The organism is Actinoplanes sp. KI2, from assembly GCF_025630775.1.
GTDB lineage: Bacteria > Actinomycetota > Actinomycetes > Mycobacteriales > Micromonosporaceae > Actinoplanes.
Genome location: NZ_JAOSZE010000035.1, coordinates 57,226 through 74,738 on the forward strand (window position 1 = coordinate 57,226; position 17,513 = coordinate 74,738).

General features: G+C 73.2%; 14 protein-coding genes. 9 read left to right on the plus strand and 5 right to left on the minus strand.

The genetic code is table 11. The features are described 5' to 3' along the window. The first annotated feature begins 22 nt into the window (after nucleotides 1-22). From ODJ79_RS32570 to ODJ79_RS32610, 9 genes are all read left to right on the plus strand, one after another. Complete coding sequence (locus ODJ79_RS32570; RefSeq protein WP_263027461.1) at nucleotides 23-1,300, plus strand: FAD-dependent oxidoreductase; 1,278 nt, start codon at nucleotides 23-25, stop codon at nucleotides 1,298-1,300. After that, nucleotides 1,297-3,228: a 1-deoxy-D-xylulose-5-phosphate synthase gene (locus tag ODJ79_RS32575; RefSeq protein ID WP_263027462.1), complete on the plus strand. Its 1,932-nt coding sequence runs from the start codon at nucleotides 1,297-1,299 to the stop codon at nucleotides 3,226-3,228. Before ODJ79_RS32570 ends, ODJ79_RS32575 begins: the two co-directional genes overlap by 4 nt. Further along, nucleotides 3,228-4,346, plus strand: coding sequence for a flavodoxin-dependent (E)-4-hydroxy-3-methylbut-2-enyl-diphosphate synthase (ispG, locus tag ODJ79_RS32580; RefSeq protein WP_263027463.1), 1,119 nt, complete (start codon nucleotides 3,228-3,230; stop codon nucleotides 4,344-4,346). Before ODJ79_RS32575 ends, ispG begins: the two co-directional genes overlap by 1 nt. Further along, entirely contained in the window at nucleotides 4,343-5,296 is a 954-nt protein-coding gene (locus ODJ79_RS32585; RefSeq protein WP_263027464.1) for a 4-hydroxy-3-methylbut-2-enyl diphosphate reductase, read from the plus strand. Before ispG ends, ODJ79_RS32585 begins: the two co-directional genes overlap by 4 nt. 101 nt (nucleotides 5,297-5,397) lie before the next feature. Then, nucleotides 5,398-5,961: a hypothetical protein gene (locus tag ODJ79_RS32590; RefSeq protein ID WP_263027465.1), complete on the plus strand. Its 564-nt coding sequence runs from the start codon at nucleotides 5,398-5,400 to the stop codon at nucleotides 5,959-5,961. A 22-nt stretch (nucleotides 5,962-5,983) separates the two neighbouring features. After that, a complete protein-coding gene (locus ODJ79_RS32595; RefSeq protein WP_263027466.1) occupies nucleotides 5,984-7,714 on the plus strand; it encodes a prenyltransferase/squalene oxidase repeat-containing protein in 1,731 nt (576 codons plus the stop codon). Continuing rightward, on the plus strand, nucleotides 7,711-8,925 hold the full coding sequence (locus ODJ79_RS32600; protein WP_263027467.1) for a cytochrome P450: 1,215 nt from the start codon (nucleotides 7,711-7,713) through the stop codon (nucleotides 8,923-8,925). Before ODJ79_RS32595 ends, ODJ79_RS32600 begins: the two co-directional genes overlap by 4 nt. A gap of 41 nt (nucleotides 8,926-8,966) precedes the next feature. Continuing rightward, nucleotides 8,967-9,161 carry a ferredoxin gene (locus ODJ79_RS32605; RefSeq protein ID WP_263027468.1) on the plus strand — a complete coding sequence of 65 codons (195 nt, stop codon included), beginning with the start codon at nucleotides 8,967-8,969 and terminating at the stop codon, nucleotides 9,159-9,161. Next, complete coding sequence (locus tag ODJ79_RS32610) at nucleotides 9,158-9,961, plus strand: SDR family oxidoreductase (RefSeq protein ID WP_263027469.1); 804 nt, start codon at nucleotides 9,158-9,160, stop codon at nucleotides 9,959-9,961. Before ODJ79_RS32605 ends, ODJ79_RS32610 begins: the two co-directional genes overlap by 4 nt. A 61-nt stretch (nucleotides 9,962-10,022) precedes the next feature. On the opposite strand, the gene ODJ79_RS32615 is transcribed toward ODJ79_RS32610, so the two are convergent. Genes ODJ79_RS32615 through ODJ79_RS32635 form a run of 5 tightly spaced genes read right to left on the minus strand, consistent with a single transcriptional unit; the run spans nucleotide 10,023 to nucleotide 17,399 of the window. After that, nucleotides 10,023-10,694, minus strand: coding sequence for a response regulator (locus ODJ79_RS32615; protein ID WP_263027470.1), 672 nt, complete (start codon nucleotides 10,692-10,694; stop codon nucleotides 10,023-10,025). Continuing rightward, a complete protein-coding gene (locus ODJ79_RS32620) occupies nucleotides 10,691-11,854 on the minus strand; it encodes a sensor histidine kinase (protein ID WP_263027471.1) in 1,164 nt (387 codons plus the stop codon). Before ODJ79_RS32620 ends, ODJ79_RS32615 begins: the two co-directional genes overlap by 4 nt. 46 nt (nucleotides 11,855-11,900) lie before the next feature. After that, on the minus strand, nucleotides 11,901-14,939 hold the full coding sequence (locus ODJ79_RS32625; RefSeq protein WP_263027472.1) for an amino acid adenylation domain-containing protein: 3,039 nt from the start codon (nucleotides 14,937-14,939) through the stop codon (nucleotides 11,901-11,903). A gap of 37 nt (nucleotides 14,940-14,976) precedes the next feature. After that, nucleotides 14,977-16,188 carry a cytochrome P450 gene (locus ODJ79_RS32630; protein ID WP_263027473.1) on the minus strand — a complete coding sequence of 404 codons (1,212 nt, stop codon included), beginning with the start codon at nucleotides 16,186-16,188 and terminating at the stop codon, nucleotides 14,977-14,979. Beyond that, nucleotides 16,182-17,399 (minus strand): cytochrome P450, encoded by a 1,218-nt coding sequence (locus ODJ79_RS32635; RefSeq protein WP_263027474.1) that lies wholly within the window; start codon nucleotides 17,397-17,399, stop codon nucleotides 16,182-16,184. Before ODJ79_RS32635 ends, ODJ79_RS32630 begins: the two co-directional genes overlap by 7 nt. Nucleotides 17,400-17,513 lie beyond the last annotated feature (114 nt).

Genomic DNA, 17,513 nt, shown 5'->3' on the forward strand with positions numbered 1-17,513 from the left:
CGGCGACGAGCGGAGACTGACCGTGGACTACGACGTGGTGATCTGCGGCGCGGGCGTGGGCGGGCTGACCCTCGCCACCGCGCTCGGCCAGCGCGGCCACCGTGTCCTGGTGCTGGAGAAGCAGCGCCGGTTCCGCATGATGCACAAGGGCGAGCTGATCCAGCCGCGGTCGCTGCACGTGCTGGACTCCCTCGGGCTGCTGGGACCATTGAGCGCGGGCGGCGCGCTGCCGGTGGCGGCGCTGGCGGTGCTCGGGCACGACGGCGCACCCCTGGTGTCGCTCGACTACGGGATGATTCCCGGCCCGTACCGGCACGGGATGGTGCAGAGCTACCGCGAGATGCTGACCACCATCGCCGACTCCCTCGGCGGCGCCGTCACGCTCTGGACCGGCGCCCGGGCGGACGGCCTGCTGCGCGACGACGCCGGCCGGATCTGCGGGGTCCGGGTCCAGCGTGGCGGCGAGCAGGACACGGTGACCGCGGCGCTGACCGTGGCGGCCGACGGGCACGCGTCCCGGCTCCGCGACGCGGCCGGCCTCGCCGTGCCGGCCCACCGCTACGGTCACCAGCTCGTCGGCTTCGAGCTCGCGGACGCGCCGGCCCTCGGCAACCGGATGAACGCGTACCTGACGCGGGACGGGCTCCGGGCCCTGTTCGCGTTGCCCGGCGGTCGCGCCCGTCTCTACGTGCAGGTGCCGGCCGGCGCCTTCCGCGACGTGGGCCGGGCCGGTGCGCCGCGCTGGGCCGACGACCTGCTGCGCGGGATGCCGGCGCTGGAGCCGGTGGCGGAGCCGCTGCGGCAGGGGCTCGACACGGTTCAGGTGCTCTCGGCGTACCGGTTCGTCGCCCCGCGCTGGGCCCTGCCGGGACTGGCCCTGCTCGGCGACGCCGCGCACTGCGTGCACCCGATGGTCGGCCAGGGCATGAACGCCGCGATCCGGGACGCGTGGACGCTGGGCGCGTGGCTGCCCGGCGCCCGTGAGTTCGAGCCGGCCCGGGTCGACGCGGCGCTGGCCGGATACGAGCGGCAACGGCGCCCGGACCTGCAGTTCACCGCGCGGCTGAGCCACAACCTGGCCACGCTGCTGACCGGCACGTCGCGCGTCGGCAGCGCGCTGCGCCCGTCCCTGCTGCGCCGCAACCAGACCAACGACCGGCTGCGGCGGCAGATCACCGAGAACGTGGCGGGGCTGACCGCCCGCCGCTTCACGGTCCGCGACTGGCTCTCGGCCTCCGGGCTGATCCACGGTTCCAAAACTTCGGCGAACAACGCACGGACGGAGGAGGTCAACCGGTGAATGTTCTTTTCACCCCCACCCGCGAGGCGGCGGCAACAGCCGAGCCGGCGGGGATGAACCTGGCGGCGCTGCGGGCGATGAGCCCGCCCCAACTGAGCGAGCTGGCGGTGCGGCTGCGTCAGCGGATCCTGGAGGTGACCGCGGGCCGCGGGGGGCACGTCGGTTCCAATCTCGGCATCGTCGAGGTGACGCTGGCCCTGCACCGCTCGTTCGACTCACCGCACGACCGGCTGCTGTTCGACACCGGCCACCAGACGTACCCGCACAAGCTGCTGACCGGACGCTGGGACGCCTTCGACACGCTGCGCACCCGCGACGGGCTCTCCGGGTACGCCAGCCAGGCCGAGAGCCGGCACGACGTGATCGAGAACTCGCACGCGTCGACCGCGCTGTCCTACGCCGACGGCCTGGCTCGGGCCTACCGGCTGCGCGGTGAGCGGGACCGGTGGGTCGTCCCGATCATCGGCGACGGTGCCCTGACCGGCGGCATGGCGTGGGAGGCGCTCAACAACCTCGGCGCGTCCGGCCGGTCCAACGTCGTCGTGGTGCTCAACGACAACGGCCGCTCGTACGCCCCGACGATCGGTGCTCTCGCGCGGCACCTCGCGATCTCGCGGGGCGGCCTGCCGATCGGTGACCTGCCCGGCGACGCGGCGCCGGCCGGGGCGGCCGCTCCGGAGACGCCGGGTGCGCTGTTCACCGCGATGGGCCTGACTTACATCGGCCCGGTCGACGGCCACGACATCGCCGCCCTGGAGGCCGCTCTGGCCCGGGCGAAGAGCGCCGGCCCGGCGCTGGTCCACGTGGTGACCCGCAAGGGTCTCGGCTTTCCGTCGGCGGAGGCCGACGACGAGGAGAAGTACCACGCACCGGGCGTCTTCGACCTGGTCACCGGCGCGCGGAGCGCTCCGGCGGCGGGCGCCCCGGCCACCTGGACGGGTGTTTTCGGCGACGAGCTGGTGCGGGTCGGCGCCGAGCGCGACGACGTCGTGGCGATCACCGCGGCGATGCCCGGCCCCACCGGTCTGCTGCGTTTCGGCGAGCGCTTCCCGGAGCGCCTGATCGACGTCGGAATAGCCGAGCAGCACGCCATGACCTCGGCGGCCGGCCTGGCGATGGGCGGCCTGCGCCCGGTCGTCGCGCTGTACGCCACGTTCCTCAACCGCGCCTTCGACCAGCTGCTGATGGATGCGGCGCTGCACCGGCTGCCGGTCACCGTGGCGCTCGACCGGGCGGGAGTCACCGGCGACGACGGCGCGAGCCACAACGGCATGTGGGACCTGGCGCTGCTTCAGGTCGTGCCGGGACTGCGCATCGCCGCGCCCCGGGACGGCACCCGGCTGCGCGCCCTGCTGCGGGAGTCGCTGGACGTCACCGACGGGCCGACCGTGATCCGCTTCCCGAAGGGTTCCACGCCGGCCGACGTGCCGGCCGTCGCCCGCCTGGGAAGTCTCGACGTGCTGCGCGAGAGCGGCGTCGGCGACGTGCTCTTCGTGTCGGTCGGCGCGATGGCCGGGGCCGCGATGGCCGCCGCCGCGCTGCTGCACGCGCAGGGGCTCGGCGCGACCGTCGTCGACCCGCGCTGGGTCCGGCCCCTCGACCCGGCCCTGGTCGCGCTCGCCCGCCGGCACCGGCTGGTCACCGTCGTCGAGGACGGCTGCCGCTGCGGCGGTGTCGGGGACGCGGTGGCACGGCTGCTGCGCGACGCGGGCGTCGACACCCCGGTGCGCACCCTCGGGCTGCCGGCGGAGTTCCTCGCCCACGCCAAGCGCGACGAGATCCTCGAGGAGCGCCACCTCACCGGCCCCCATCTGGCCCGGGTGACCACCGAGTTCCTGGCTCGGCGGTTCCCGGTGCGCTGGCCACTGCCCGAGACCCTGGTGGGCCGTTTCCTGCTGAACGGCACGAGCGCAAGGGACCAGACCTGATGACCCAGCTCTTCATGCCGACCTTCCCGCCCCCGACGCTCGCGCCCCGCCGCCGGACCCGGCAGCTGCAGGTCGGCACGGTCGGCGTGGGCAGCGAACATCCGGTCTCCGTGCAGTCGATGACCACCACCCTCACCTCCGACGTCAACGCGACCCTGCAGCAGATCGCCGAGCTGACCGCGGCGGGGTGCGACATCGTCCGGGTGGCGTGCCCGAGCCAGGACGACGCGGACGCGCTGCCCGACATCGCGCGCAAAGCACAGATCCCGGTGATCGCCGACATTCATTTCCAGCCCCGGTACGTGTTCGCCGCGATCGAGGCCGGGTGTGCCGCGGTGCGGGTGAATCCCGGCAACATCCGCCGCTTCGACGACCAGGTCCGGGAGATCGCCCAGGCCGCGAAGGAGCACGGCACGCCGATCCGGATCGGGGTCAACGCCGGCTCGCTCGACGCGCGGCTGCTGAAGAAGTACGGCCGGGCGACGCCGGAGGCGCTGGCCGAGTCGGCGATGTGGGAGGCCGGGCTCTTCGCCGAGCACGACTTCCACGACGTCAAGATCTCGGTGAAGCACAACGACCCGGTGGTGATGATCCGGGCGTACGAGATCCTCGCCGAGCAGTGCGACTACCCGCTGCACCTCGGCGTGACCGAGGCCGGGCCGGCCTTCCAGGGCACGATCAAGTCGTCGGTCGCCTTCGGCGCGCTGCTGCGCCAGGGCATCGGCGACACGATCCGGGTGTCGCTGTCCGCGCCGCCGGTCGAGGAGGTCAAGGTCGGCGCGCAGATCCTGCAGTCGCTCAACCTGCGCCCGCGCAAGCTGGAGATCGTGTCCTGCCCCGCCTGCGGTCGCGCCCAGGTCGACGTCTACAAGCTCGCCGAGGAGGTGACCGCCGGGCTGGACGGCATGCCCGTACCGCTGCGGGTCGCGGTCATGGGCTGCGTGGTGAACGGGCCCGGCGAGGCCCGCGAGGCCGACCTGGGGGTGGCCTCGGGCAACGGCAAGGGCCAGATCTTCGTGAAGGGCAAGGTCATCAAGACCGTGCCCGAGTCGCAGATCGTGGAAACCCTGATCGAGGAGGCCATGCGGCTGGCCGAGGAGGAAGGTGACGCTTCGTGAGCGACCAGACGCGGCGGGTCCTGCTCGCCAAGCCCCGGGGTTACTGTGCCGGCGTCGAGCGGGCGGTGCGGACCGTGGAGCTCGCGCTGCAGCGGTACGGGCCGCCGATCTACGTACGCAAGCAGATCGTCCACAACAGCCACGTCGTTCGTACCCTGGAGCAGCAGGGCGTGATATTCATCGACGAGACGAACGAGGCGCCGCGCGGTGCGGTCGTGGTGTTCTCCGCCCACGGTGTCGCTCCGGTCGTCCACCAGGAAGCCGCGGCGCTCGACCTGCGGACCATCGACGCGACCTGCCCGCTGGTGACCAAGGTGCACAACGAGGCACGGCGTTTCGCGGCCGAGGACTACGACATCCTCCTGATCGGCCACGAGGGCCACGAGGAGGTGATCGGAACCGCCGGTGAGGCACCCGAGCACGTCCAGCTCGTCGACGGCCCGGCCGAGGCGGCCGCGGTGCGGGTGCGCGACGGGCGCAGGGTGGCGTGGTTGTCGCAGACCACCCTGTCGGTGACCGAGACCCGCGAGACCGTCGAGGCGCTGCGGGACCGCTTTCCGGACCTGGCCGGGCCCGCATCCGACGACATCTGCTATGCCACGCAGAATCGGCAGACCGCCGTGCGCACCATCGCCGCGGACTCCGACCTGGTGCTGGTGGTCGGCTCCGGCAACTCCTCCAACTCGCGCCGGCTGGTCGAGGTCGCGCTGGAGGCCGGCGCGGGCGCCGCATACCTGATCGACGACGCCGGCGAGTTCCGTCCCGAGTGGCTGCAGGACGTCCGCACGGTCGGCCTCACCAGCGGCGCCTCCGTGCCCGCGGTGCTCGTGGACGACCTGCTGCGGGTGCTGGCGGGGCACGGGTTCGGCACCGTCGAGGACGTGGAGTCGGTGCCCGAGGACGTGCACTTCGGGCTGCCCCGGGAGGTCCGCGACCTGGACCGGGGCTGACCGGCCCGGACGGCGCGGCGTCAACCTGTGGTTCGACGACAGCGGCCGGAGCTGCTCGTAGCGTCCAAGGTGTCACATCGGCCGCAAATTGGAGCAAAATCGTGAGTCTGGTGATCCTGGGCGTCAACCTCTTCGTCTTCCTCGTGGCCATGGAGAGCGACATCGGGCGCCGGAAGATCAGCCGGTTCCGGGTTTTCCGGCCGGTGGCCGCGGCGGTCATCATCGTCCCGTTCTTCTTCAAGGGCCTGGACCTGTCCGGCAAGGGGCTGCTGCTGGAGCTGGCGGGCATCGCGCTGGGCATCGTCATGGGCCTGGTGGCGCTGTCCTTCATGCGATTCGAGTACGACGGCGGCCAGAAGCGGGTCTTCACCCGCGCCGGCCTGCTGTACGTGCTGGCCTGGATCGCCATCACCGCCGCCAAGATCTTCTTCTCGTACGGCTCCAGCAACCTGTGGAGCCACGAGATCGGCAAGTTCATGTACGAGAACCAGATCTCCGTCGACGCGTTCCGCGACACGATCATCTTCCTCAACGTGGCGACGATCGGCACGCGGGCCGCGGTCATCTACGTCCGCGGCCGGGGCACCGCGACCGCCAACGGGCAACAGCGGCTGTTCGTCCGAGGGTCCAAGACCCGTTCGCCGAAGTCCAAGCAGCTCGTCTAGCCAACCAAACGGGGGAAGGCACGTGCGCGAAGAACTCCTCGCCGACGCCGGGCCGGCGATCAAGCAGGCCGCGGAGGCACTGCTGGCGGCCCGGCGGCCGGACGGGTCGTGGCAGGACCACCTGCCGTCGGCGGCCATCTCGACGGCCACCTCCGCCGTGGCCCTGTACTACGCCGATCCCGCCGGGTCGGCCGACCTGATCCGAGCCGCGGTGACCTGGCTGCGCGACCACCAACTGCCGACCGGCGGGTGGGGCGACGGTCCGGGTCTGCCGGCGACGCTGCCGGCGACCGCCTTCGCGACCGCCGCCCTCCGGCTGCTGGCGCCGGAGGCCACCGGCGACGACGTCCGGCGTGCCCTGGCGTGGATCGACCTGCGGGGCGGCATGGCGGCCGTCGCCAACCCGGAGCGGTGCGCGCTGCACGTGTTGTGCCTGCAGTTCCTGGCCCTGGCCGGCCTGTACGACGAGACCCGGATCCGCCGCATGCCGGCGGCCGTCGCGCTGCTGCCCCGCCGGCTGCGGCAGAAGGTGTCCTTCGTGGTGCCGGTCACCTTCTCCTGGACGGTGATGCAGCGGCACACCTGGTCGTTCGGGCCGGTGCTGCGCGCGGTGTTCCGCCTCGCCGAGCCGCGCGCCCTCGCCTACTTCGACGAACTGCTCCGCCAGCAGGGCGACGAGGGCGGCATGCAGGAGTCACCGCTGCTGGTCTCGATGGTCTGCTTCGCGCTGGCCCGGGCCGGCGTACGGCCCGACCTGGTCGACCGGATGGTGCATTACCTGCACGTCACGGTGCGCCCGGACGGCTCCTGGGCGGTCAACCGGGACCTGGAGTTCTCGGCGACCACCTTCGTCGCCATCGGACTGCAGGAAACCGGGTACGCCGCCGATCCCCGGCTCGCCGGCACCGCCGCCTGGATCGAGGAACGCCAGTGGGACGCGCCGTTCCCGGCGACCGGCTGCCCGCCCGGCGGCTGGGCCTGGTCGGTCGCCTCCGGCTGGCCGAACACCGACGACACCGCGGACGGGCTGATGGCGCTGGCCGGCTTCGGCGACCGGGCCGGCCGTCCCGCCCTGCGCCGCGGGGTGGACTGGCTGCTCGCGATGCAGAACCGGAACGGCTCGTGGAGCTGCTTCTGCCGGGACAACCACGTCGCGCTCGACGCGCCGTGCGCCGTCATCACCGCGCACGCCGTCGACGCGCTGCACCGGGCCGGTGGCCTCGGCCCGCGGGACCGCCCGATCGCGCGGGCGGTCCGCTGGTTCGCCCGCACCCAGCGGCCGGACGGGTCGCTGCCGTGCCTGTGGTACCGCGGCAGCACCGCCGGAACGGCGCAGGTGCTCGAGGTGCTCGGCGCCCTCGGCCTCGGCGACGGCGAGACCGCCCGCGGCTGCCGGCGGTGGCTGCTGGACAACCAGTCGCCCGACGGCGGCTGGGGCGACGGCGAGGGCGCCGCCTCGTCCGCGGAGGAGACCGCCTGGGCGCTGCTCGGCCTGCTGCGCTCCGGCGCGGCGCCGGGCACACCGGCCGTGCAGCGCGGCGTCGACTGGCTGATCCGGCACCGCACCGCCGACGGGCTGTGGGCACCCACGCTGCTCGGCGTCTACTTCCTCGACCTGTGGTACCACGACGACCTTCTCGCCGCCGGCTACGTCCTGCAGGCACTGGGCCGCTACGCGCAGGCCGTCCATCGCCAGGAGGAGGCGGGCCGGTCCACCCGTCCCGCCGTCCCCATGCCAAGGAGCTCATCATGACCGTCGAAGACCTGCCCGCGTACCCCTTCCGCAGCGGCATCCCGATGCAGCCGCCGAAGGAGTGGGCGGAACTGCGGGAGCGATGCCCCGTCGCCGCCGTCCAGCTGCCCAGCGGCGACGCCGCGAGCCTGATCACGCGCTACGAGGAGGCCCGCACGCTGCTGTCGGATCCGCGCTTCACCCGGCAGATCCCGGCGGACGCGACCGCCAAGGTGGGCGCCAGCGCCGACGGCGGGGTCTTCAGCCGGCAGGCCGCCACCAACATGCGCATCTTCGAGGGCGAGGGCCACGTGCAGTGGCGCCGGCTGATGGCGAAGGCATTCACCATCCGTCGCGTGGACAGCATGCGTCCCCGGGTCGAGGCCATCGCGGACGAGCTGATCGACGACCTGGTCGCCGGCGGGCCGCCCGGCGACCTGGCCGCGAGCATCGGCGCGGTGCTGCCCGTACGCGTGATCGGAGATTTGCTCGGTGTCCCCAAGGACGACCTGCACCGCTTCTCGGCATGGTCCGATCGCATCCTCACCCTGACCCGGTACACCAAGGAGGAGGTCGACGCCGCCCGGTACGAGTTCGGCGCCTATCTCGCCGGACTGATCGAGCGCAAGCGGGAGCGGCCGGGCGACGACCTGCTCAGCGAGCTGATCAGCGTCAGCGACAGCGACGACGGGCGGCTGGAGCTCCGCGAACTGATCATCAGCGCCATGGCGATCCTGGTCGCGGGCTACGAGACCACGGCGAACATGATCGGGAAGATGATGGCGATGCTGCTGACCGACCGGCGGCAGTTCGAGGCGGTGCTGGCCGACCCGTCGGTCGTGCCCAGCGCCGTGGACGAGGTCCTGCGCTTCGACACCAACCCCAGCATCGGCGTGCCCCGCTACGTCACCGAGGACATCGAGGTCGGCGGCACGATGATCGCGCAGGGGTCGACGGTGATCGTCAGCCCGGCGGTGGCGAACCGGGATCCGCGGCGGTTCCCCGATCCGGAGCGGATGGATCTGCGCCGCCCGAACAACCAGCACCTGTCGTTCGGGGCCGGGCCGCACTTCTGCCTGGGCGCGCCGCTGGCCCGGGTGGAGCTGCAGGTGGTGCTGGCGACGCTGGCGCGGCGGCTGCCGGGGTTGCGGCTCGCCGTCGACCCGGCCGAGCTGCGGGTCAAGCAGGGCCTGATCGTGGTGGGTTTCGAACAGGTGCCGGTCGCATGGTGACGGCGGTTCCGGCGGGAGCACACAGGACGGACGGTACGGGGATGCACATCGAGATCGACGACCGGCTCTGCTGCAGCAGCGGCAACTGCGTACTCAAGGCGCCGGTGGTCTTCGACCAGCAGGAGGCCGACGGCGTGGTGCGGGTACGGCACCCGCTGCCGCCGGCGAGCGAGTATCAGCGGGTCCGCTCCGCGGTGGCGTCCTGCCCGACGTCGGCGATCAGGCTGATCGAATGAGGGGCCCGCTCCGCCGCAACATTCTCGTCACCGGCGCCAGCGGCGGCCTCGGCCTCGGCATGGCCCGCGAGTTCGCGGCCCGCGGCCGCAACCTCGCGCTCTGCGCGCGCCGGGCGGATCGGCTCGCCGCGGTACGCGCCGAGTTGCTGGAGCGGCACCCGGACATCGACGTGCGGGCGCGCCGCCTCGACGTCACCGATCCGACCGCGGTGGCGACGGTCTTCCGCGGGTTCCACGACCTGCTCGGCGGGCTGGACCGGGTGGTGGTCAACGCCGGCACCGGCGCCGGGGTGCCGGTCGGCACCGGCGGCGTCGCGGTCAACCGGGCCACCGCGGAGACGAACTTCCTCGGCGCGCTGGCCCAGTGCGAGGCGGCGATGGAGATCTTCCGGGAGCAGGGGTACGGGCACCTGGTCGTGATCGCCTCGGTGAGCGCGCTGAAGGGGTTCCCCGGAGGCCTCACCGTGTACGCCGCGAGCAAGGCCGCCGCCCTGCACCTGGCCGACGGCATCCGGGCCGATGTGCTGCACACGGACATCCGGGTCAGCGCGATCCTGCCCGGCTACATCCGGTCGGAGTCCAACCCGCACACCGGGCAGCGGCTGGCCCGGGACACGGCCGACGGGTGTCGCCTGCTGGTCCGGGCGATCGAGCGGGAGCCGGCCCGCGCCTGCGTGCCGGCCTGGCCCTGGTCGGTGCTCGGTCTCGGGCTGCGGATCGTGCCGCTGCGGCTGACCAGCCGGGTCGGCGCGGTGAGCCGCCGCGCGAGCCGGCCGCCCACCTCGACGGTCGTGCACTGACGCCGGGCCGGCCGCCTACCTCAACCGTCGTGCACTGACGCCGGGCGAGCGGCCGCCCATCTCAGCCGTCGTGCACTGACGCCAGGCCGTGCTGGTAGGCGTAGCGGACGGCCTGTGCCCGATCGCGGACGCCGGTCTTCGCGAAGATCCGGTTGATGTGCGTCTTGATCGTCGCCTCGCCGATCCGGAGCTGCTTCATGATCTCGCGGTTGGATCGGCCGGCCGCGATCAGCCGCAGGACCTCCTGCTCCCGCGGGGTCAGCACCTCGGCGGCCGCCACCGGGCCGGTGCCGGGCGGTGGCCGTTTCGCCGCCCTGGCCAGCGAGCGCTGCGCCTCCTGGGAGAGCACGCCGGTGCCGGCCGCGGCGGCCAGGACCGCGTCATGGATCTCCGGCCGGCTGGCGTCCTTGGTCAGATAGCCGAGGGCGCCGGCCCGGAACGCCTCGCCGATCTCGTCGTCGTCGACGTAGGTGGTCAGCACGACGAACCGGATCGAGGGGTCCTGGTCGAGAATGCGGCGCATCGCCTCGATCCCCGACAGCACGGGCATGCGCAGGTCCATGAGCACCACGTCGGGGTGCGACTTCAGCGCCATCTCGACGGCCTCCGCGCCGTCCGTGGCGAGCCCGACCACCTGCACGTCGGCCTCGAGGTCGAGGAGCATCCCGAGCCCGTCCCGGACGACCGGGTGGTCGTCGGCGATCAGCAGCCGGATGGGTTGCGGGCCGCTCATCTGCCCGCTCTCGACAGCGGGATGCTGAGCGACGCCCGCCAGCGGCCGTCGCTCGGCCCGACGGTGAGCTGCCCGCTCACCATCTCGGCCCGCTCCCGGAGGCCGGCCAGGCCGTAGCCACCGCGTGCGGCCACGGCGCCGGCCGGCGTCCTGGCCAGCTCGTTGACCACGGTGAGGCGGACGTCCTGCTCGGAGTAGGCCAGCGTCATCCACACCGGACTGCCCTCGGCGTGCCGGCGCACGTTGGTGAACGCCTCCTGACCGGCGCGATAGGTGGTCAGGGCCACGTCGGCGGCCAGGTTCGCGGGCTCACCGGTGACCTCGAAGTGGGCGGGCGCGCCGTCCCGGTCGCGGTAGGTGTCGGCCAGCCGGCTCAGCAGACAGGCGAGCGGCAGCTCCTCCTCGCGCAGGGCCAGGATCGCCCGGCGCGTCTCGACCAGCCCCTCGCGGGCCAGGTCGTGGGCCTGGGCGAGGTACGGCCGGATGCGCTCGGGCTCGCGCCGCTCGTCGACCAGCGCCTCGATCACCTTCAGCTGCACGGCCAGCGCGGACAACGCGTGCGCCTGCAGGTCGTGCAGTTCCCGGGCGACGCGGGCCCGCTCGGCCAGCGTCGCGGCGCGGGCCTGTTCCTGTGCCGCGATCTGAACGTTGGACTGCACCAGTTCTTCCTGGTCGGCCCGGTACTGGTAGGCCCCGCGCAGCGCGCCGAGCACGGCACAGGCGAACACCAGCAGCGCCTGCAGGGCGAAGTGGTGCCAGCCGGTGACCACCCGGCCCGCGGCCATCGCGCCCACCGTCGCGGCGCCGATGGCCACGGTGCGCCGGTACGGGCCGGTGAAGCCGGCGTCGAGCATCGCCAGGCACGGGAAGACCAGTGCGGTGCCCACCGGGTTCAGCCCGGCCAGCAGTCCGCCGGGAACGCCGACCAGGACCACGCCGACCAGCCGCCAGCGCTCGCCGCGCCAGTCGGCGGCGAGCCACAGCAGCCACCCGATCGACGTCAGGACCAGCAGGACGGTGATGAGCAGGGAGCGGCCGGACCAGCCGGGCGCCTCGTTCGCCTGCGTCGCCGAGATCAGCAGCAGGACCAGCCCGATCAGCCGGACGATCCGCAGCGGCCAGGTCAATCGCCCGCGGTACGGATACGGCATGAGCACCATGCTCATCATAGTGCCGCGCCGCCGGGCGCTCGAGGACGGCCGCGGTTCACCTTTCCCGGGCGGCAACGGGTTCCGCCGCCGTGGTGAGCTGATCCAGCGTGGACATCAGGGTCTCCTCGACGGCCGCGGCCTCGGCGTCGCTCATGAACGCCCGGCGGTACTCGAGGTAGCCGTGCATGGACGCCGGCGAGGTGAGCAACACCAGGTTGGCGTCCTGCAGCTGCCGCGGCGCCCACAGGTCGAGCTCCCGGCAGGCCTGCCCGTCCAGCCGCAGCAGCTGCTGCTGGTCGACGCTGAGCACCACCTGCGGCGCCTTGCGGTCGCGCCGGCGCAGTTCCTGGGCCAGCAGGGCGATCGGCACCTCCAGCTGTTCGGTGTGCGCCCGGTTCAGCTCCGCCTCGACGGCGCGCACCACGTCGAGGGTCGGCCGTTCGTCGGCGGGGATGTTGACCAGCAGCTCCGTGTTGACGTACCAGCCGGCGATCCGGCGCATCTGCGCCCGCTCCCGCCCGGCCACCACGCTGCCGAGCAGGAACCGGCGCAGACCCAGCTCCCGGCACAGCGCGTGCTGGTAGGCGGTGCACAGGAACGAGTACGGCAGCAGGCCGGCCCGCCGGGCGGCGACCAGGAGCCGCTCGTGCCGGTCGCCGTCGATGCGCAGCCGGCGCAGCGCCGAGCCGGACGACGTGTCGGCGTGGCGCAGCGGCAGGTCCGGCGTCGCGGCGAGGCGATCGGCCAGGTGGGCGATGGCCGCGGACGACTCCGGGCGCTGCGCCCGCTCGTCCAGCCACGCGTTCACGTCGCACGCGGTGACCGGCTGCGCGGGCGGCTCGTACGACGGGTCGTCGTAGGCCCGGCCGAGATCGTCCAGGAACACCCGCACCGACCAGCCGTCCACCACGAGGTGGTGCCAGACGAACAACACCAGGTCGCGGTGGTGCCGGCGACGCAGCAGCACGGCCCGGGTCAGCTCGCCGCCGGCCAGGGTGAACGGGCGCTCGATCTGCTCCGCGATCGATGCCTCGTCCGCGTCGTCGACGGTCCGCAGCGTGATGACGTGCTGATCCAGCAGCAGGCGTACCTCGCCGTCGGACTGTGCGGTCGTCGCGCCGAAGGCGGGGTGTCCCGCCATCACCCGGCGCACCGCGGCGGCCAGCCGGGCGGCGTCGTACCCGTCGGGCAGCTCGAAGCAGTGCGCCAGCGTGAACGGCGACCTCTCGTCCGCGAACGCGTCGCGCAGCCACATGCCGATCTGGTTCGGGCTCAGCGGAGCCGCGCGCAGCCCGTCGGGCGGCGGGCCGTCGCCGGCGGCCGTCGGCGCGGCCGCGTCGATACGCCCGGCCAGGTCGGCGGCGGAACTGGAACTGATCACGTCCGCGGCGCACACGTCCTTCCCGGTCGCGTCGCGCAGCAGGTGGGCCACCCGCAGGGCGGGCAACGACGTACCGCCCAGGTCGAGGAAGCCGAGCGCCGGGTCGAGGTCGGGGCCGAACTCCGCGCGCCAGGCGTGCAGCACCCGGTCCCGGGTGCTGCCGCCGTCCGCCGCGTGGGGGAGGGGCGCGGCGGACGGCGCGCGCACCGGGTCGGGCAGCGGCACCGCCGCCAGCGCCCGCCGGTCCACCTTGCCGTTCTTGGCCGTGATCGGGATGTCGTCGAGGAGCAGGAACGCCGACGGCAACGCGTAGTGGGGCAGCGTCGCACGCAGCGCGGCGCGGCTGCGGTCCGGGTCGAACGCGCCGGGCTCCGACGGCACCACGTACGCCACGACGGCGTTGCCGATGCCGGGTATCTCGCGCTGACCCACGACCACCTCGCGGACGGTGTCGAGGCCGCGGATCGCGGTCTCCACCTCGCCCGGCTCGATGCGGTAGCCGCGCACCTTCATCTGGAAGTCGATCCGGCCCAGGAAGAGGACGTCGCCGTCCGGCAGGCGGCGAACGCGGTCACCGGTCCGGTACGACCGCCGGCCGTCGTACGTGCCGAAGCGCGCCCGCTGCTCGGGGGTGGCGCCGATGTAACCGCGACCGACCTGGCAGCCGACCAGGAGCAGCTCGCCCTCGTCCGCCTCGGTGGGCCGGCCCTCCTCGTCGAGAAGCACCAGCTCGTTGCCGGGGATGGCGGTGCCGATCGGCGTACGGTCGGCCGGGTCGCCGCCGGTGCGCGGCACGAGGTACAGCGTGATCAGCACGGTGGCCTCGGCCGGCCCGTACGCGTTGACCACGGTCACCTCGGGCCGGGCGCGCATGATGTCCTGCAGCAGGCCGAGCGCGATCGGCTCGATACCGACCACGAGGCGGCGCAGCTCGCGAAGGGCGCCGGGGTCCTCGCGCATCAGCTCCAGAAGACCGGGCAGGAAGCCGTGCGGCACGTACGCGCTGACCGTGCCGTGGTGGTCGAGGAAGGCCGCGAACCGGGCCGCCTCCGCCCGCTCGGCCGTCGACGGGATCACCAGCGTGCCGCCGCGGCACAGCACCGACCAGCTCTCCCACACCGACACGTCGAAGTCGGGGCTGCACCACCACGAGCCGATGAACCCGGGCGGCACCGGGATCAGCGCGTCGATCTCGTCGATCAGGTTGACCACGCCGGCGTGCTCGATCTCGATGCCCTTGGACAGGCCGGTCGAGCCGGAGGTGTGGATGACGTACGCGACGTCGTCGCCGGCACCGGCGCTCAGCGCGGGCAGCTCGGCGCCCGGTACGTCGGCGGGCCAGTCGCCGGCCAGCGCGGACGGATCGCGCAGCTCGGCGTCCTCCCAGCCGGGCATCGGCGTGCCGACGCAGAGCCGGGGAGCGCAGCGGCTCAGGATGCCGACCGCGCGGGCGGCCGGCTGCGTGGGGTCGACGGGCACGTACGCCGCGCCGCGCACCCAGGCCGCCAGCGCGGCGCTGACCGCGTCGCGGCCCGGGGCCAGGACGACGCCCACCCGGTCGCCGGGCCCGACGCCGAGCTGCCCGTACGCCTCGGCCAGCGCGGCGGCACGGGCGAGCAGCTGACGGTAGGTGACCGGGCCGCCGGGGTCGACGATCGCGATCGCCCCGGGGTCGGCGGCCGCCGCGTCGAGGAGGAGCTGAGCCAGGTTCATGCCGTTGGTTCCTTCCATGGTGGGGGCCCGGGCGCGGTCACCAGGCCACGGGCAGAGCGGCGAGGCCGCCGGTGAGCACCTCGCGGCGGGCTTCCAGGCGGTCCATCGGCACGGTGAGGTGCAGTCCGGGGAAGCGGGTGAAGATGCGCGAGAGAACCGCCTCCAGCTCCATGCGCACCAGCGGCGCGCCGAGGCAGTAATGCGCGCCGAAGCCCAGCGTGACGTGCGGGCGTGGGGGACGGCTGACGTCGAACTCGCAGGGATTGCCGAAGACCTGCGCATCCCGGTTGGCCGCCGCGCTGTAGAGCACAACGAGGTCACCGTCGCCGATGGTGACGTCGCCGAGCGGCACGTCCTCCCGGGCCCACCGCAGCGTCTCGCGGACGCCGCCGTGCACCACCACCCGCAGGATCTCCTCGACCGCCGGCGCCAGGCGGCCCGGCTCGGCGAACGCGGCCGTGCGCTGGTCGGGGTGGGCCAGCATGAGCAGGATCGCGTGATCCAGCCGGACGACGGTGGTCTCGTGCCCGGCGAACAGCAGCATCGCGGCGAGGAAGGCGATGTATCCGTCCGGGATGGTGCCGTCCTCGTCGCGGCACAACGCCGAGATCACGTCGTTGCCGGGTTCCGCTCGCTTGCGGGCCACCAGATCCTGGGTGAAGGACATCAGCTCGGTCAGCGCCGTCAACGACCGCTCCCGGTCGCTGACGTCGGCCACGCCCTGCGTCCATTCCCGGAAGCGGTACCGGTCGCGCTCGTCGACGCCGAGCAGCTCGCAGATCACCGTCACCGGCAGCCGTACCGACAGGTCGGCGTGCAGGTCGGCGGGCGGCCCGGCGGCCTCGATCGCGGCCAGCATGGACTCGGTGAGCGCCTCGACCCGCGGCCGGAACGCCCGCATGCGCTTGGGCGAGAAGTACGGCGCCAGCCGCGCCCGCGCCTTGAGCCGCTCGGCCGGTTGCGTGTCGAAGTCGCCGTTCGGGCCGCCGAGCAGGAGCGACGCGCCCAGCCGGGGTGCGGTCTGCGGGCTGCGGTGCGACATGCCGAAGCGGTCGTCGGCGTAGACCCGCCGCACCTCGTCGTAGCCGGTGACGAGCCAGGCCGTGTCGCCGGTGGGCGTGCGCACCCGGCTGACCGGGCAGCGCGCCTGCAGATCGAGCGCCTCCGGCGGCACCTCGAGCAGGTCCGGCTGGCGGAACGGCAGGCGGGGCAGCCCGTCCGGATCCGTGGCCGGCGGGGAGGTCACCATGACAGGAGCATTTCCCGCGGGCCGTGCACCAGCGTGCCCTCCCGCCACGGCACCTCCTGCGCGGTGCCGGCGAAGCGCAGCGTCGGGAAGTGCCGCAGCAGCGCGCCGAGAGCGACCTGCAGCTCCATCCGGGCCAGCTGCGCGCCGAGGCAGTGGTGCGGGCCGTGGCCGAACCGTACGTGCGGATTCTGTTCGCGCTCCAGGTCCAGCTGGTCGGCGTGGTCGAACACGGCCTCGTCCCGGTTGCACGAGTTGATCGCGACGATGACGCCCTCGCCCTCGCGGATGAGCTGGTCGCCGACCCGTACGTCCTCGGTCGCCACCCGGGTCATGCTGCCGCTGTTGCCGAGCTGGATGAACCGCAGCAGCTCCTCGACCGCGACGTTGACCTGCTCGGGGTGCGCCGCGAGATGCGCCCAGCGGCCGGTCTCCAGCAGGAGGTACACGAAGTTGGAGATCGAGTTTGCGGTCGTCTCGTGCCCGGCGATGAGCAGACCCACGCCCATCATGATCAGTTCGCCCTCGTTGAGGCGATCGTCGTTGTCGCGGGCGTTGACCAGCTCGGTGAGCAGGTCCCGGGAGCGCTCCTGTTCGGGCTGGTCGCGACGCACCTTGATGTTCCGCGAGAGGTACCCGGTGAGCTCGTCCCGGGCCGCCAGCATCTCCTGCAGCGTCGCCGCGGTGGTGCTCAGCGCGACCCGCGAGAAATGCTGGAAGAAGTGCCGGTCCTCCTTCGACACGCCGAGCAGCTCGCAGATCACGGTCACCGGCAGCGGCAGCGAGAAGTTCTCCACGAGATCCACCGGCGAACCGTGCGCCCGGAGATCGGCGATCAGCTCCTCGACCACCTGCTCGGTGCGGGGACGCCAGCGGTGGGCCGCCTGCACCGTGAAGGCGCCGGCCACCAGCCGCCGCAGACGCGAGTGCTCGGGCGGGTCCATCGCCATCAGGTGGTCCGGCGGGGTCACCTTGGGGCTGGCCCGGGGCACGTCGGCATTCACCGTGGCCCGGCGGGAGAACCGCCGGTCGGACCAGACGAACTTGGCGTCGTCGTACCGCGTGACCAGCCAGCCGTCACCGCCGTACGGCATGGTCACCCGCTGCACGGGCCGTTCCGCCCGCAGCATCGCGAACTCGGGCGGTACGCCCAGCGGGTCCTGCTGTTCGAAGGGAAACCTCATCGCCTCGGTGGCGGCGGTCGTGTCGTTCACTGGGCCTCCTCGCGCGGATTCACCGCGGGCATTCCATCCCGCTGATCGTCGCGGCGCGTGGCGGCGAAGCGTGAGGCACGGCGGCCCGTTCGAACGGAGTGCCCGCTCGGGCAC

What these genes read in the sequence shown, in the direction of transcription:
- ispG (WP_263027463.1), top strand. Translation starts at nt 3,228, where the DNA reads ATGACCCAGCTCTTCATGCCGACCTTCCCGCCCCCGACGCTCGCGCCC.
- ODJ79_RS32600 (WP_263027467.1), top strand. Translation starts at nt 7,711, where the DNA reads ATGACCGTCGAAGACCTGCCCGCGTACCCCTTCCGCAGCGGCATCCCG.
- ODJ79_RS32605 (WP_263027468.1), top strand. Translation starts at nt 8,967, where the DNA reads ATGCACATCGAGATCGACGACCGGCTCTGCTGCAGCAGCGGCAACTGC.
- ODJ79_RS32610 (WP_263027469.1), top strand. Translation starts at nt 9,158, where the DNA reads ATGAGGGGCCCGCTCCGCCGCAACATTCTCGTCACCGGCGCCAGCGGC.
- ODJ79_RS32615 (WP_263027470.1), bottom strand. Translation starts at nt 10,694, where the DNA reads ATGAGCGGCCCGCAACCCATCCGGCTGCTGATCGCCGACGACCACCCG.
- ODJ79_RS32620 (WP_263027471.1), bottom strand. Translation starts at nt 11,854, where the DNA reads ATGGTGCTCATGCCGTATCCGTACCGCGGGCGATTGACCTGGCCGCTG.
- ODJ79_RS32625 (WP_263027472.1), bottom strand. Translation starts at nt 14,939, where the DNA reads ATGAACCTGGCTCAGCTCCTCCTCGACGCGGCGGCCGCCGACCCCGGG.
- ODJ79_RS32630 (WP_263027473.1), bottom strand. Translation starts at nt 16,188, where the DNA reads ATGGTGACCTCCCCGCCGGCCACGGATCCGGACGGGCTGCCCCGCCTG.